Consider the following 15818-nt stretch of genomic DNA (forward strand, 5'->3'; position numbering starts at 1 on the left):
CGAAGAAATGTTCGACTTGCTCATTTGCTTTTAGAGTGTGTGCTCACTATTTTAAAACGTTGGCGCTTAGTTTTGTTCAGTTTTCAAAGAGCAATTTGTCGTTTATCTCGTAAGCGACTTTAATATCATACCATGCATAGTTTACAAGGTCAATAACTTTTTTAAAAGAAAATATCCTGCAATCCTCTTCTGGTGCAACTTCGTTATTATAAAGGCAAAGGACAAGAAAAGCAAGGGGGAAATCTCCCCCTCTGAATAATAGATTCCATGACTAATAGATTAAAGGCCTTGGTTTATATCGATCCTTTACCTAGAGTTCGTGAGGAATGTTTACAGGATTTCCTCAATAAACAACTCCCGGGTTTTACCAAGATTAATGATTTCCCCGCTGTCTGCAGCTTTTACGAGAGGCCGTGTCTGAGAATGTGCATCTATGAAAATGATTTCTGCCGTGTAGCCATTTGAGAGCCTTACCCGGCTTCCGATGGTGTAGGTTGTCACACATTCAAGAAGTGTTTTAACTACTGTAATATCAAACTTTCCAAAGTCATCCTGAAGGATCATTTCCATAACCTTAAACGGCGATTGTTTATTCCTGTATATCCTTTCAGAAGTCATTGCATGATAAACATCAGCAACTGCCACAATCCTTGAAAAGGAATGTGGCTCCTTTCCATTCCTTCCAGCGGGATATCCGCTTCCGTCCAATCTTTCATGATGCTGAACAATTGCATATTTTACTGTTTCTTTTAGTATCGGGGTATTCTGAAGCATTCTCAGGCTATATATGGGATGCTTTCTGATCTCTTCGTATTCCTCAGAAGTCAGGCTCGTTTTTTTATCGAGTATTTTTGGAGGAATCTTTGCCATTCCGCAGTCTGCCAGACAGCCTCCCATCGTAATCTGCATGATGTCTGCCAATTCGTAATTCATTTTTTTTGCGATAAATCCGCAGATGATGCCCATTGAAATAGCATGATGATATAAATAGTCCTCTTTGCTGCAATAATGATGAAGCGAAACAAGCTCCTGAGGATTTTCCAAAAACTTTTCAAATAAAGGAATAATTATACTGCGCACTTTTGCCACATCTGCTATGCTTCCTGCCTGCCAGTTCTTAAAAAGCTTCTTATAGGCTTGTACCGCTTTTAAATATTGAGTTAAAAATGTTGAATCGCTGCCCTCTTCTTCTGATTCCTCATCAATGATTTCCTTTGGAGAAAACCAGCTTCCGTCAATCAATGTCTTTTCAACACTGACATCAGTGACCAAAAAGGCCTGCAGCACTTCCAGCATTTCGTTTGTAATGATGGTTTTTTTAGTTATGATGGGGCGCTTTGTCATTCCAATAACATCTTTTGAAAGGATGCAGCCCTCTTCTAAATAATGTGTTTTTACTCGCACTTTGTGCACCTCTAGAACGCAATTTTTGTTTTTACCATAATATTACTTCACTTTTTCTGAAAAGACTATATATTTTCTCAGAATGCAAAAAGGAGGAGCATGGCATCCATGCTCCTCCTTTTTGCATTTATTATTCTTCACCGTTTTCAGTGTCTTCGTGTGCTTCTTCCGGTGTACTTCCTTCTTCTCCTATTTCATCCTTAAATGGTTCAACAGGAGGTGTTTCAGCTATATCTTCAATAACTTCTTTTTCTTCATCACGTTCTACCATAGCAACTGTTGATACATACTCATTTTCAGAGTTTTCCAGGCGGATAAGCTTAACGCCCTGTGTGTTTCTTCCGGTTCTGGAGATATCCTCAACAGCCATCCTGATTAAAACACCTGCTGCTGTGATCAGCATCAGATCTTCTTCTCCGGTAACAGTTTTAACTGCAATAAGTTCACCGTTCTTGTCGGTAACATTGCATGTTTTAATTCCTTTTCCGCCTCTATTTTGAATACGGTATTCGTCAGCAGGCGTCCGCTTTCCGTAACCGTTTTTAGTGACAATCAGCACTTCTTCGCTTTCTTCCAGTATTTCCATGCCGACAACTTCATCATTATTCCGCAGTGTGATTCCTTTTACTCCTGAAGCAGTCCGGCCCATTGAGCGGACATCTTCTTCAGGGAAACGGATCAGCATGCCGTTTTTCGTGCCGATTACGATGTGCTTCGTACCATCGGTCAGCCTTACTGAAATCAGTTCATCCTCTTCTCTCAAGCCAAGGGCAATCAAACCGTTAGTCCTGATATTTGCGAAAGAGGATAGTGGAGATCGTTTTGATATCCCATCCTTGGTGGTGAAGAACAGGAACCAGTCATCCACAAAGTCTTTTACAGGTATGATGGCATTTATCCATTCTCCTTTTTCAATTTCAAGGAGATTAATGATTGGAAGCCCCTTCGCTGTTCTTCCATACTCAGGGATTTCATATCCTTTAGCACGGTATACTTTTCCCTTATTCGTAAAGAAGAGGAGTGTATCATGCGTAGATGTTGTCAGCAGATGACCGACAAAATCATCCTCATTTGTGCCCATTCCCTGAATGCCTCTTCCGCCGCGCTTTTGGCTGCGGTACGTGGAAGCAGGAAGACGCTTGATATAGCCATTATGAGTCAGTGTGACAATAATGTTTTCCTCTGGAATCAAATCCTCGTCTTCAATGCTTTCAAATCCGCCCAAAACAATCTCTGTGCGTCTTTCATCATTAAAGCGTTCCTTGATTTCCAGCAGCTCCTCACGGATGATGGCTAATACTTTTTCTTCATCTGCCAGGATTGCACGCAATTCTGCTATTAACTTAACCAATTCCTGATATTCTTCTTCAATTTTCTCCCGCTCCAAACCGGTTAGACGCTGAAGGCGCATATCCAGGATGGCCTGTGCCTGCTTTTCAGAAAGGGAGAATTCCGTCATTAACCCTTCACGGGCAATTTCAGTAGTCTGGGAACCGCGGATTAAACTGATGATCCGATCCAGGTTATCAAGAGCGATGCGCAATCCCTCTAAAATGTGGGCACGTGCCTCAGCTTTCCTTAGTTCAAATTCCGTCCTTCTTCTAATTACGACCTGCTGGTGCTCAAGATAATAATGCAGAGTCTGCTTCAGATTCAGTACTTTAGGCTGTCCATCAACAAGCGCAAGAAGGTTGATTCCGAAGCTTGTCTGCATAGCGGTATGTTTATATAAATTGTTAAGAAGCACATTCGCATTTGCATCACGGCGGACTTCAATGACGATCCGCATTCCGTTCCGGTCAGACTCATCGCGGAGATCTGTTATGCCGTCTATTCTCTTGTCGCGGGCAAGCTCGGCTATCTTTTCAATCAGCTTGGCCTTATTAACCTGATAAGGAAGCTCCTTAACAAGAATGACCTGCTTGCCGTTTGATTTTTCTTCAATTTCAACCTTTGCACGAAGCAGGATGGAGCCGCGTCCGGTTTCATACGCTTTTCTAATGCCGCTGCGGCCAAGAATCATTCCTGCAGTAGGAAAATCCGGACCTGGAATAATTTCCATTAGCTCAGGAATGGTAATTTCAGGGTTCGTGCTTAACGCAAGCACACCGTCAATGACTTCTCCTAATTGATGCGGAGGAATGTTTGTCGCCATGCCGACCGCGATGCCCGAAGAGCCATTTACTAGCAGGTTCGGAAAGCGGGCAGGCATAACTGCCGGTTCTTTTTCGGAACCATCATAGTTTTCTTTATAATCAATGGTGTCTTTATTGAGGTCGCGAAGGAGCTCCATTGATATTTTTGACATTCTGGCTTCAGTGTAACGCATGGCTGCTGCCGGGTCGCCGTCTACAGAACCGAAATTGCCGTGGCCGTCTACAAGCATATAGCGATAGTTGAAATCCTGCGCCATCCGCACCATCGTTTCATAAACGGCACTGTCGCCATGCGGATGGTACTTGCCGATTACTTCGCCGACGATACGGGCAGACTTTTTGAATGGCTTTTCAGCTGTCATTCCTAAGTCGTTCATGGCATAAAGGATACGGCGGTGAACAGGCTTTAGTCCATCCCTGACGTCAGGAAGGGCACGCGATACAATAACGCTCATGGCATAATCCAAAAAGGAAGTGCGCATTTCGGTGCTTATGTTAATCTCTTTTACATTTGATTGCTGATTTTCTGACATGGAGCCAACCTCCTTTTATAAAGCAAAAAGCTTTTTGTAAAAAAGTATAATGAGAGCTATAACAGGTGATTCTCCCTGGTCCTCATATTTTCCGGAAACAAAAATGTAAACAACAGGATAGAAGAATGGTCATCTATCCTGCTGGAATTTAAATATCGAGGTTCTTTACATAAATGGCATTTTCCTCAATAAAGTTGCGGCGGGGCTCTACTTTGTCGCCCATAAGTATCTCAAACGTTTCATCCGCTTCTATGGCATCACTCAGGCTGACCTGAAGCAGTGTCCTTGAGTCAGGATCCATGGTAGTTTCCCAAAGCTGTTCAGGATTCATCTCGCCAAGACCTTTATAGCGCTGCAATCCCGGTTTTGGCTGGCTCGGAAGGCTTGCCGTGATTTCTTCAAGCTCACGGTCATTGTACGCATAAAGCACCTTTTTGCCCTGTGATACTTTATATAACGGCGGCTGTGCGATATATATATAACCGTGCTCGATAATTTTTCTCATGTACCTGTAGAAGAATGTCAGCATAAGCGTACGGATATGCGCACCGTCTACATCTGCATCTGTCATGATGACGACTTTATGATATCTTGCCTTTGTGATATCAAATTCCTCTCCAATACCTGTTCCAAGAGCCGTAATGATGGTCCGGATCTCGTTGTTGGAAAGAATTTTATCCAAGCGCGCTTTTTCTACGTTGATAATTTTGCCGCGCAATGGCAGGATTGCCTGATAATGACGGTCACGCCCTTGTTTCGCAGAACCGCCCGCAGAGTCACCCTCAACGATATATAATTCGCTTATTGCAGGATCCTTTGAGGAACAATCTGCAAGCTTTCCGGGAAGGCTCGACACTTCAAGTGCACTCTTCCTCCTGGTTAATTCACGGGCTTTTTTCGCTGCCAGACGTGCTCTCGCAGCCATTAAACCTTTATCGACAATCTTCCTGGCAACTGAAGGATTTTCATACATGAAGGAATCCAGCTTTTCAGAAAGAATGGAATCTGCTACAGTTCTCGCCTCGGAATTGCCAAGCTTCGTCTTGGTCTGGCCCTCGAATTGAGGATCTGGATGTTTGATGGAAATGATGGCTGTCAAACCTTCCCTTACATCTTCACCGGATAAATTGGTATCGCTGTCTTTGAAGATACCGCTTTTGCGGGCATAATCATTAATAACCCTTGTCAGGGCCGTTTTGAAGCCGGACTCATGCGTTCCGCCCTCGTAAGTATGAATATTATTGGCGAAAGAGAACAAATTACTGATATAGCCGTCATTGTATTGCAGCGCAATTTCAACAGATATGCCATCTTTCTCGCCTTCCATGAAGATGGTTTCGTGAAGGACTTCTTTTGATTTATTCAAATGTTCGACGTAAGACTTTATGCCGCCTTCATAATGGTAGGCATTCGTGCGTCCTTCTCCGCGCTTATCTTCAAGGATGATCTTGATTCCTTTATTCAAGAATGCAAGCTCCCTTAAACGGATGGCAAGCACATCATATTCATAAACAAGCGTTTCGGTAAAAATTTCGCCATCTGGAACAAAATGAATGGTTGTTCCTGTATGGTCCGTTTCTCCGATTATCGAAAGATCTTCCTGTGGTACACCGCGCATGAATTTTTGATAATAAATATTGCCATCGCGATGGACAAATACTTCCAAAATAGTGGAAAGTGCATTAACTACAGAAGCACCCACTCCATGAAGTCCGCCGGATACCTTATATCCGCCTCCGCCGAACTTTCCGCCAGCGTGAAGGACTGTCATGATGACCTCGACTGCGGGACGTCCCATTTTTTCATGTATTCCTACTGGTATGCCCCGTCCGTTATCCACGACAGTAATGCTATTATCTTCTTCGATCGTTACTTTAATTTCATCACAAAAACCAGCAAGGGCTTCATCTATGCTGTTATCAACAATTTCCCAGACAAGATGATGGAGGCCTTTTGAAGCAGTTGACCCAATATACATCCCGGGACGCTTGCGGACAGCTTCCAGGCCTTCTAATACCTGTATCTGATTCTCATCGTACGCTTGATTTTGAGCTTCTTTTTGTTCCATTGACACGCCTATCACCTACACTTTTCTATTGGCATTCTATGCTTGTATGTTAATTGTTCAGTCCAGGACTGAAAAAAGGATAGTTTTAGCTGGCAATCTTTGCAGCGGGTCATCAGTCATTCAAAACGGACAGCTGCTGCGACCTTTTTTTTAACGTACCTGAAGCAAGAGGCGAATAAAATACATGCTTGTCTGTAATAACAACCGATTTTATTGACCCTTTTGCCAGGTTGGAGATGATGCTTTCTTTCTTTTCCAGGAATTCCTGGGTAATGGCTGAAGAATGGAGGATTTGTTTATCCAAGATGGCAATTACATCATCCGTTTTAACAAGTATATCCTCCCCGATATGCAGATACATGAACTCACCTCATCATTTGACCTTTGTTACATGTCCCTGATTCACTGTAAAGGCTGCAGCTTCACGCAGAGTCTGATGGTCAATCCCCTCTACAGAAGTGGTAGTAACAAATGTCTGCACCTTCCCTTGGATGGTATTTAACAGGTGTGACTGCCTGAAGTCATCCAGCTCTGATAAGACATCATCCAGCAGGAGTATTGGATATTCGCCGATTTCGGCGTGTATTAATTCAATTTCAGCAAGTTTCAAAGAAAGGGCAGTGGTACGCTGCTGCCCCTGAGATCCAAAGGTCTGTACATCCCGTCCGTTCACATAAAAGACCAGATCATCCCGATGGGGCCCGGTCAGTGTCACACCCCGTTCAATTTCTCTTGCTTTTATTTTAGCAAATTTTTCTTGGAATTCTTCTATCATTTTCGACAAATCCATAGATTCTGATACATCGAGAGAGGGCTTATATTCTATTTTCAGAATTTCTTGTCCTCTTGATATGCCGGAATGTACCGGTTCTGCCCATTTTTGCAGCAAAAAAAGGAACTTATACCGGCGCAGCACAATCTTTGCAGCGTGGTCAATAAGCTGCTCTGTTAAGACATCCAGCATGGTGGTGTCTGTCTGTTTTCGGATTTGAAGAAGTTTCAAATAATGATTTCTTTGTTGAAGTATTTTTTGATATTGACTCATATCATGAAGGTAGACGGGAGAAACCTGCCCAATTTCCATATCTATAAAACGGCGTCTCACCTGAGGACTTCCCTTGACCAGATTCAAATCCTCCGGAGCAAACATAATTACATTCATATTCCCGACATATTGGCTTAGCCTCTGTTGTTCAATATGATTGCTTTTAGCTTTTTTACCCTTTTTGGAAATGAGTAATTCAAGTGGAATAGAATTATTTCTCTTTTTTACCCTACCTTCTATTTTAGCATATTCCTGGTCCCAGCGAATAAGTTCTTTATCATTGGATGTCCGGTGGGATTTTGCCATGGCCAGCACATAGATGGACTCCATGACATTTGTTTTGCCCTGGGCATTTTCTCCAAGGATAACATTCACCTTGTTTTCGAAAGATAGTTCAAGATCTTCATAATTCCGGTAATTCTTCAGTTTTATGTTTTCTATATGCATATGTTCTATCCTTTGCTTAGGAAGTGATCAAGAAACGGCCGCTGACCTGCGGGATCTCTATTTTATCACCTTCCCTAAGCTTTCTGCCCCTCCGGACATCCAATTCACCGTTTATAAATACTTCATGCTCACTCAGGAACCATTTCGCCATCCCTCCGCTTTGGATGACATCAGCCAGCTTCAAAAATTGACCCAGTGTGATATATTCCGTTCCAATCTGAATCTCTTGCATATCGCTCACTCATTTCTCAGTAGTCTCTAATATTTTATTTTACTAAAAAAAACGCAAATAGACAAAGTATTGACGATACAGCCAGGGCATTTTTCGCAATGACGGCTATTTATGTGTGCTGAAAGCTGTCATTGCGATTTTACGCTGATCATACTTGCTTCTCTTTTTTTAGGCTGACTATAGCATTCGATCCTCCATGACCCCTTAGAAAATATGTACGTAATTTGGGCAATTTCCCTTAAGCCGATCGTAAAGCATGATAAAAAGAAAAAGGCCCGCAAGACAGACCTTTACTTTCACAGAACTAAATACATATATTGCCCTTTACGCTGTTTGTGCCGCAAAGCTTTGAAATGTGTGTTATTTGCTTTTTAGTATGTCCTTACAGGCAGGATTAATTGCAGCATTGTGTCATCGTTTAGCGAGCGGATGACAAATGGCCTCATGGCGCCAGTGAAATTAATTGTAATATCCGTGCCTTCCAAAGCCTTTAAAGCATCCATGACAAACTTTGCAGAGAAGGATATTTTAAGATCTTCGCCTTCAATCGATTCAGCAAGCACTTCTTCAATGACTTTCCCGATTTCAGGAGTATTGGAAGATACTTCAATGATTTTTCCATCATGTGTAGATAATTTGACGACATTGTTTCTGCCTTCTCTAGCAAGAAGTGACGCCCGGTCAATCGCCTGCAGAAAATCCTTGGCGCGGACGGTGACATCAGTTTTGCTGTCGTTTGGAATCAGTCTGGATGTGTCAGGATAGTTTCCTTCAAGCAGCCTTGAGTAAAACAGCAGGTTTTGAGCTTTGAAAAGCACCTGGTTTTCTGTAATAACAATTTCGATCGGATCGTTCGTATCATCCAGGATCTTGCTTAGCTCATTTAAGCTTTTTCCGGGGATGACCACACTATGTGATCCTTGGATGCCGCTTTCTATTTTTGCTTTTCTCATTGCCAGGCGGTGGCTGTCTGTTGCAATACAGGTTAATTCGTCCGTTTCAACCTTCAAGTTTACACCTGTCAAGATGGGCCGTGTTTCTGACGTGGACACAGCAAAGACAGTTTGGCGTATTAGCGTTTTAAGGAGATCCGCTGGAATCTTAAAAATGTTTTCTTCTTCAATCATTGGCAGGTGAGGATATTCTTCCGCATCTAATCCATTTAAATTAAATTCAGCTTTTCCTGAACGGAGAATTGTCTGGAAATGGTTTTGCACTTCAATTTCAACCGTATCCATGGGAAGTTTTTTAACAATATCGCTGAAAAAACGGGCATTAAGGACGATTGCCCCGCTTTGTTTGACTTCAACAATCTCATTGCCCTCATCTTCTGCCGGAATAAAAGATTGAATGGAAATATCCGAATCACTTCCGGTAAGTGTGACACCTTCGCTTGTAACATTGATTTTTATCCCAGTCAGAATAGGGATTGTCGTTCTGGATGTAACAGCCTTTAGAACTTCCTGGACGCTATGGACCAAACGATCTCTTTGGATGATAAATCTCATTTTATTTTTCCTCCCGTTAAGTGATATTTTCAGCCTGCTAAGCATAGTGTTTTAGTTATTATTTTTTTAAAAAAGATAGTAGTAATAGTAGTAGGGCCTGTTAATATGTGGATAACTGCGATAAACATAAGGAAAAACAGTCTATCCACATGTGGACAGACTGTGAGTAAGTGTAAAGAAGTTATCAACACTATTCGCATGTCAGACTTTTAGCTGCACCTGTATTTCCTTAACCTGTCTTTGCAGCTGGGAATCTGTTTGAAGCAGTTTTGAAATTTTTTCATGAGCATGAATGACGGTGGTATGATCTCTTCCTCCGAATTCATCTCCTATTTTAGGAAGAGAAAAATCTGTCAGCTCGCGGGATAAATACATGGCGATCTGCCGCGGAAAAGCGACTGACTTTGTTCTCTTTTTAGCTTTGAAGTCTTCAAGCTTAACACTGTAATGCTCTCCGACTGTTTTTTGAATATCAAGGATCGTAACGATTTTAGGCTTTGAGCTTGGAATGATATCTTTTAATGCTTCAGCTGCAAGGTCTGCATTGATATCTTTATTAATCAATGACGAATAAGCGACAACTCTAATAAGTGCCCCCTCAAGCTCACGAATATTCGAATCAATCTGGTTTGCGATATAAAGCATCACTTCATTTGGGATATCAAGGCCCTCTGCTTTAGCTTTTTTGCGGAGTATCGCGATCCTGGTCTCAAGATCAGGCGGTGTGATATCTGTAATCAGCCCCCATTCAAAACGGGAACGCAGCCTGTCTTCGAGTGTAGGTATCTCTTTAGGAGGACGATCACTTGAAATGACAATTTGCTTGCTTTCTTCATGGAGGGTATTGAAAGTATGGAAAAATTCCTCCTGTGTTTGTTCTTTTCCGGCTAAAAATTGAATATCATCAATAAGAAGAACATCTACATTCCGATATTTGTCGCGGAAGTCACCCGCCTTGTTATCACGTATGGAATTAATGAATTCATTGGTGAACTTTTCCGAAGAAAGGTATACCACCTTTGCCCGCGGATTATGTTCCAGCACATAGTGGCCGATAGCGTGCATTAAATGCGTTTTGCCAAGGCCCACTCCCCCGTATATAAACAAAGGATTATAGGCTTTAGCTGGAGCTTCGGCTACTGCAAGCGATGCTGCATGGGCAAACCGGTTGCCTGAACCAATGACAAATGTATCAAATGTATTTTTAGTATTTAACATGTGCTGCGGAAAATCATTTTGATCATCGTCTTGTTTCTTTGGCTTTTTGGCAGGAGGCGAATCAGCAAAGTCATCTTCTCCCTGATTAGGGGGAATGATAAATTTAGCTTCTAATTCTTCACCTGTCAGCTCTAACAGAACATCTGATATAAGCCGGGAATAGCGTTCTTCCAGCCAATCACGGGCAAACTCATTGGGAGCCGTTACAGTTAATAGGTCTCCCTGCAGCATATGGGCTTTTGTCGATTTAAGCCATGTTTCAAAACTTGGCTTTGAAATCTTCTTTTCAATCTTTGATAAAGCCTGGTTCCATAAACTATCAATGTTCTCCATCTAATCCCTCCTTTGCTAAGGATATTTCTATAAAAAATGAAAATGAATACGCAAGTTCAGGATTGTATTCTAACTCCGCATTTTCTGGTTTCTGACCCTGTTTCCATTCTTGTGCAACATTTGTATAAGCGGAAATACATTAAAATACGTAGACAGTATTTTTATGCATCAACAGGGATGGGAAAAAAATATATAATAAGAAGTAAAACAGTTTTCGACAATATCCACCGATTGTGGACAAATTTATATTCACAGCTAGAATAATTTATCCACATGTTATACACATTTTGTGGATAAGTGCTAAAATGATTGAAAGTTATTCAGAGTGAAAACACAAATATAATATCAGATATTTGCCTTAGTTGCAATGGATTTAAAAACTTTATCCACAAGACCACACGCTGCGGGAAAAACTTTTCCACAGTCCTTTTTTATGTGCAAAAGTATAACTGGAAGGCTGTGGATATTGAGAAAAATGTCGAAAAAGTATCCACAGCTGTAAATGTAAGCTTATAAATGGACAAGCGGTTCAATATGAAGAGCTCTCTATTAATACTGAAATAATGAAAAAAGCTGAGGGGTAGATCAGCAATTAATGAAGTATTACTTTTTGGCTCTTTTCTTAAATATCGTTGTTTTTTAATAAGTTCTGTGAGGCGTCCCATTGGTAAGTCAGGCTGATTGGAATGTAAGGCAAGACTCCTGCGGGATTAGCGGCACAGCCGAGGAGACTCACCGGCCGCCTCGCGGAAAGCGAGCATCCTGAAGCGGAAATCAACCCCTTGTTCAGATAGCAGCAAAGTTTACGAAAACAGCCTGATTTTTCAATCGGAAAATATGCTGAGCCAAAATTTTCTATGTTCCAAAGCAGTAAAATGATTTACAATAGGAGAATACGAACAAAAAGATCACTTGGCTTTTTTGATATAAAATTGATTTTTTTTTATAGAGAGGTTGACTTTTTAGTCCTGCCATCTATATAATTACGAAGACTGTCTTTAACTGTTATTCCTCAGGGAGGTGTCATATAATGAAAAGAACTTATCAACCGAATAAGCGCAAGCACAGTAAGGTTCACGGTTTCCGTAGCCGCATGAGCACGAAAAACGGACGTAGAGTGTTAGCTGCACGTCGCCGCAAGGGCAGAAAAGTATTATCTGCATAGACCACTGAAAAGTCTCAGTGGTCTTTTTTTTCAATAGAAGGTGTTTTTGGGGTTGCCCAATTTCGTTTAATGTAGGTGTAAAGAATGAAAAAAAAGCTAAGGATTAAGAAGAATGATGAATTCCAGGATGTTTTTAAAAAGGGTGAATCATTCGGAAACAGGCAATTTGTAGTGTATGTCCTTGAAAAGCCGAATCAGGACCATTTCAGGATCGGCCTTTCTGTCAGCAAAAAAATCGGAAATGCCGTAGTAAGAAACCAAATTAAAAGGTACATAAGGCAAGCCTTCCTGGAACTTATAGAAGACATCGGAATTGGCAAGGATTATGTCATAATTGCCCGCAAGCCTGCATCACAAATGGACTTTCTTGAAGTGAAGAACAGTCTGATCCACGTTTTAAAACGTTCCAAATCATTAACCCTAAATAAAGCAAGCAATAAATTCACCAAATAATGAAACCATTTAGCCTGCATACCGTAATATATGTGACCGAAAGAGAATCATGACCTGCCGGTGCTCTGGCCTTTGGCCTGAAGATAGCCGGACAGGCATGCAAAAAAGCCTTTGCAGGCAAGCTTGAGGATCTTTCGAAAGATAGGAGGAAAAAACGCTTGAAAAAAAGAATATTTCTCATTATGGGGATCGCTGCCATTATCATGCTTCTTTCCGGCTGTACGGAAATCAAGCAGCCGATTGATTCAAGCAGCACAGGATTCTGGAATCACTATATTGTGTATCCATTATCGGTGCTTATCACAAGTGTCTCTAAATTCTTAGGAAATAACTATGGCCTTGGAATCGTAGTGGTTACCATACTGGTCCGATTAGTGATCCTGCCATTGATGATCAAACAGACAAAAAACTCTAAAGCTATGCAGGCCCTGCAGCCTGAAATGGCCAAGCTTAAAGAAAAATACAGCTCTAAAGATGCTGCCACACAGCAAAAGCTGCAGCAGGAAACCATGGCTTTATTCTCTAAATATAATGTAAATCCTTTAGCGGGCTGTTTTCCGCTATTAATACAAATGCCTATCCTGATTGGCTTTTACCATGCAATCAGCCGAACGCGGGAAATCGCTAACCACAGCTTTTTGTGGTTTGACCTTGGAACACCAGATCCGCTGTACATTTTGCCGATTGTTGCGGGAATAACAACGTTCATTCAGCAAAAGCTTACAATGGCAGGGAATACGACAACCCCTCAAATGGCAACTCAAATGACAATGATGCTCTATATCATGCCGGTAATGATCGTTATCTTTGCGATAAGATTCCCAGCTGCCCTGTCTCTGTATTGGGTAGTCGGCAATATTTTCATGATTGCACAAACCTATTTCATTAAAGGTCCGGATCTGAGAAAAACAGCTTCCGGTGATGCGGGAGGAGCTAAGAAAAAGTGAAAAGGATAACTGCTACAGGACAATCAGTCGAAGAAGCAGTAGAATCAGCTTTATCTCAGCTAAACACCACAAGAGACCGCGTAGAAATTGAAATTGCTGATCAGGGAAAAAAAGGTTTTTTGGGAATTTTCGGAGCCAGACAGGCAGTGGTAAATGTCACATTGCCTCCTGATCCTATTGAAGAAGGCATTCGCTTTTTGAAGAATGTGAGCGAAAAAATGGGTGTAAGTGCCGAAGTTGCTGTGAAACGTAATGGCAGGAATATTTCCTTTCAGGTTTCAGGCGATAAAATTGCGCTGCTGATCGGAAAAAGGGGACAGACACTCAACTCTCTCCAGTATCTTACACAGCTGGTTGCTAACCGCTATTCGAAGCAGTATTTGACAGTTGAGGTAGATGCCGAAGATTACAGGCAGCGCAGAAGTGATACATTGGTCCAGCTCGCGGAAAGAATGGCAAATAAAGCCATGAAAACCGGGAAAGAAGTTGCTCTTGAACCGATGCCTTCTAATGAGCGCAAGGTGATTCACAACGCCCTGATGGGAAACCGGAAAATCAAAACCGAATCAAGCGGTGCAGAACCATACCGCCATCTGTTGATTAAACCTATAAAATAATGGAATGCCCTCTGCATATGCAGGGGGCATTTTTGTGTCCTCTCAAAAATATTGAAGCAGACAGAAGCAAGTGAATGATGAGGGAAGGTCGGGCTTGCTTGTTATTCACATGTGGATAAGTTAAAATAAACGGTAATGAAAGTGAATTTTCAGCGCGTTGTGGATAACATCACGCGCCAAAGGTTATGTGCTTTTTTTCAATGGCTGATTGTGTTATTGTAGTTATTTGGGTATAAAAACGAAATTTTTTTTTGATATAGATGAAAAGATACATTTGCGGGGTGACAGGAATGGAATATGATACGATTGCGGCTGTATCCACACCCATGGGAGAAGGCGCAATAGCGATTGTCAGGCTCAGCGGCGAAGAAGCAATAGCGATAGCGGATAAGATATATAAGGGCCCTGGCAGCAAACGTTTAGCCGGGGTGGATTCTCATACCATACATTATGGCCACTTAAGGGATCCTAAAACAGGCAATACAGTGGAAGAAGTCATGATCTCAATCATGAAAGGCCCTAAAACCTTTACACGGGAAGATGTTGTGGAAATTAACTGTCATGGCGGCATCGTTTCTGTAAATCGGGTGCTTCAGCTTGTCCTGTCCCAGGGCGCGCGGCTTGCTGAACCTGGCGAATTCACAAAACGTGCCTTTTTAAATGGCAGAATCGACCTCTCTCAGGCTGAGGCGGTCATGGATCTGATCCGTGCCAAAACAGACAAAGCAATGAATGTAGCATTGGGGCAAATGGAAGGCAGGCTTTCACAGCTGATCCGGAAGCTAAGGCAGGATATATTAGAAACCCTCGCTCAGGTCGAGGTGAACATTGACTATCCTGAATATGATGATGTGGAAGAAATGACACATCGGCTATTTATGGAGAAAGCCCATTTTGTCCGCGGAGAAATTAAAAAAATCCTCAGGACTTCCGAACAGGGGAAAATCCTCAGGGAAGGATTGTCCACGGTCATTATCGGCCGCCCGAATGTCGGCAAGTCCTCCTTGCTGAACAGCCTGGTTCATGAAAATAAAGCGATTGTGACGGACATACCAGGAACAACAAGAGATGTTATCGAAGAATATGTGAATGTGCGCGGAGTGCCATTGAGGCTCCTTGATACGGCAGGTATCCGCGAAACAGAGGATATTGTAGAAAGAATAGGCGTGGAACGTTCACGTGCTGTTTTAAAGGATGCAGATTTAATCCTTCTTGTGCTGAACAATTCTGATGAGCTGAGTGAGGAAGATGAATTGCTTTTTCAGGCCGTTGAAGGCATGGATGTAATCATCATCATTAATAAAACAGATCTTCCGCGTAAGATTAACATAGAGCGGGTGAAGCAGCTGGCACCGACACAAAGAATCGTTTCCACTTCTTTGCTTGAAGACGAGGGCATTGATGAACTGGAAGATGCCATATCCTCCCTGTTTTTCGAAGGGGCAATTGAAGCTGGCGATTTGACGTATGTTTCTAATTCGCGGCATATTGCATTGCTTGGACAAGCCTTGCAAGCAATAGAAGACAGCATTGATGCCATCGAGTCGGGCACACCTGTTGATTTAGTGCAGATTGATTTCACGAAAGCATGGGAGCTGCTTGGCGAAATCATTGGAGAAAGCGTCCATGAAAGCTTGATTGACCAATTATTCTCCCAATTTTGTCTTGGTAAGTAATGTGAAGCACCGGGCG

13 protein-coding genes are annotated in these 15818 nt (G+C 42.1%); 5 read left to right on the top strand and 8 right to left on the bottom strand.

Translation table 11 applies throughout. From position 1 onward, the window contains the following. Nucleotides 1–330: 330 nt before the first annotated feature. The 8 genes from BM126_RS04445 to dnaA all read right to left on the bottom strand — a co-directional run bounded on the left by BM126_RS04445 (nucleotide 331) and on the right by dnaA (nucleotide 10944). Nucleotides 331–1404 (bottom strand): HD-GYP domain-containing protein, encoded by a 1074-nt coding sequence (locus BM126_RS04445; RefSeq protein WP_071353558.1) that lies wholly within the window; start codon nucleotides 1402–1404, stop codon nucleotides 331–333. A gap of 130 nt (nucleotides 1405–1534) precedes the next feature. After that, nucleotides 1535–4093, bottom strand: coding sequence for a DNA gyrase subunit A (gene gyrA, locus BM126_RS04450; protein WP_090988420.1), 2559 nt, complete (start codon nucleotides 4091–4093; stop codon nucleotides 1535–1537). 148 nt (nucleotides 4094–4241) lie between these two features. Then, nucleotides 4242–6161: a DNA topoisomerase (ATP-hydrolyzing) subunit B gene (gene gyrB, locus BM126_RS04455; protein WP_090988421.1), complete on the bottom strand. Its 1920-nt coding sequence runs from the start codon at nucleotides 6159–6161 to the stop codon at nucleotides 4242–4244. A gap of 112 nt (nucleotides 6162–6273) precedes the next feature. Continuing rightward, nucleotides 6274–6522 carry an extracellular matrix regulator RemB gene (gene remB / locus BM126_RS04460; protein WP_071353538.1) on the bottom strand — a complete coding sequence of 83 codons (249 nt, stop codon included), beginning with the start codon at nucleotides 6520–6522 and terminating at the stop codon, nucleotides 6274–6276. A 12-nt stretch (nucleotides 6523–6534) separates the two neighbouring features. Continuing rightward, complete coding sequence (gene recF / locus BM126_RS04465) at nucleotides 6535–7653, bottom strand: DNA replication/repair protein RecF (protein WP_090988422.1); 1119 nt, start codon at nucleotides 7651–7653, stop codon at nucleotides 6535–6537. 16 nt (nucleotides 7654–7669) lie between these two features. After that, a complete protein-coding gene (yaaA, locus tag BM126_RS04470) occupies nucleotides 7670–7885 on the bottom strand; it encodes a S4 domain-containing protein YaaA (protein WP_071353536.1) in 216 nt (71 codons plus the stop codon). Between the two features lie 371 nt (nucleotides 7886–8256). After that, nucleotides 8257–9393, bottom strand: coding sequence for a DNA polymerase III subunit beta (dnaN, locus tag BM126_RS04475; RefSeq protein WP_090988423.1), 1137 nt, complete (start codon nucleotides 9391–9393; stop codon nucleotides 8257–8259). 201 nt (nucleotides 9394–9594) lie between these two features. Then, a complete protein-coding gene (dnaA, locus tag BM126_RS04480) occupies nucleotides 9595–10944 on the bottom strand; it encodes a chromosomal replication initiator protein DnaA (RefSeq protein ID WP_090988424.1) in 1350 nt (449 codons plus the stop codon). A gap of 1030 nt (nucleotides 10945–11974) precedes the next feature. On the opposite strand from dnaA, the gene rpmH reads away from it, so the two are divergent. The 5 genes from rpmH to mnmE all read left to right on the top strand — a co-directional run bounded on the left by rpmH (nucleotide 11975) and on the right by mnmE (nucleotide 15802). Further along, entirely contained in the window at nucleotides 11975–12109 is a 135-nt protein-coding gene (rpmH, locus tag BM126_RS04490; protein WP_083392281.1) for a 50S ribosomal protein L34, read from the top strand. Nucleotides 12110–12193: 84 nt separating this feature from the next. Further along, a complete protein-coding gene (gene rnpA / locus BM126_RS04495) occupies nucleotides 12194–12562 on the top strand; it encodes a ribonuclease P protein component (protein ID WP_090988426.1) in 369 nt (122 codons plus the stop codon). Between the two features lie 158 nt (nucleotides 12563–12720). Next, the gene (spoIIIJ, locus tag BM126_RS04505; RefSeq protein ID WP_090988428.1) at nucleotides 12721–13509 is read left to right on the top strand and encodes a YidC family membrane integrase SpoIIIJ; all 789 of its coding nucleotides are present in this window, start codon (nucleotides 12721–12723) and stop codon (nucleotides 13507–13509) included. Next, nucleotides 13506–14126, top strand: a complete 621-nt coding sequence (gene jag, locus BM126_RS04510; RefSeq protein WP_090988429.1) for an RNA-binding cell elongation regulator Jag/EloR — start codon at nucleotides 13506–13508, stop codon at nucleotides 14124–14126. Before spoIIIJ ends, jag begins: the two co-directional genes overlap by 4 nt. 290 nt (nucleotides 14127–14416) lie before the next feature. Continuing rightward, nucleotides 14417–15802 carry a tRNA uridine-5-carboxymethylaminomethyl(34) synthesis GTPase MnmE gene (gene mnmE / locus BM126_RS04515; protein WP_090988430.1) on the top strand — a complete coding sequence of 462 codons (1386 nt, stop codon included), beginning with the start codon at nucleotides 14417–14419 and terminating at the stop codon, nucleotides 15800–15802. Nucleotides 15803–15818 lie beyond the last annotated feature (16 nt).

This window comes from Bacillus sp. OV322 (genome assembly GCF_900112495.1).
In the GTDB taxonomy this organism is placed as follows: domain Bacteria; phylum Bacillota; class Bacilli; order Bacillales; family DSM-1321; genus Peribacillus.

What these genes read in the sequence shown, in the direction of transcription:
- recF (WP_090988422.1), bottom strand. Translation starts at nt 7,653, where the DNA reads ATGCATATAGAAAACATAAAACTGAAGAATTACCGGAATTATGAAGAT.
- dnaA (WP_090988424.1), bottom strand. Translation starts at nt 10,944, where the DNA reads ATGGAGAACATTGATAGTTTATGGAACCAGGCTTTATCAAAGATTGAA.
- remB (WP_071353538.1), bottom strand. Translation starts at nt 6,522, where the DNA reads ATGTATCTGCATATCGGGGAGGATATACTTGTTAAAACGGATGATGTA.
- mnmE (WP_090988430.1), top strand. Translation starts at nt 14,417, where the DNA reads ATGGAATATGATACGATTGCGGCTGTATCCACACCCATGGGAGAAGGC.
- dnaN (WP_090988423.1), bottom strand. Translation starts at nt 9,393, where the DNA reads ATGAGATTTATCATCCAAAGAGATCGTTTGGTCCATAGCGTCCAGGAA.
- rpmH (WP_083392281.1), top strand. Translation starts at nt 11,975, where the DNA reads ATGAAAAGAACTTATCAACCGAATAAGCGCAAGCACAGTAAGGTTCAC.
- yaaA (WP_071353536.1), bottom strand. Translation starts at nt 7,885, where the DNA reads ATGCAAGAGATTCAGATTGGAACGGAATATATCACACTGGGTCAATTT.
- gyrB (WP_090988421.1), bottom strand. Translation starts at nt 6,161, where the DNA reads ATGGAACAAAAAGAAGCTCAAAATCAAGCGTACGATGAGAATCAGATA.
- rnpA (WP_090988426.1), top strand. Translation starts at nt 12,194, where the DNA reads ATGAAAAAAAAGCTAAGGATTAAGAAGAATGATGAATTCCAGGATGTT.
- gyrA (WP_090988420.1), bottom strand. Translation starts at nt 4,093, where the DNA reads ATGTCAGAAAATCAGCAATCAAATGTAAAAGAGATTAACATAAGCACC.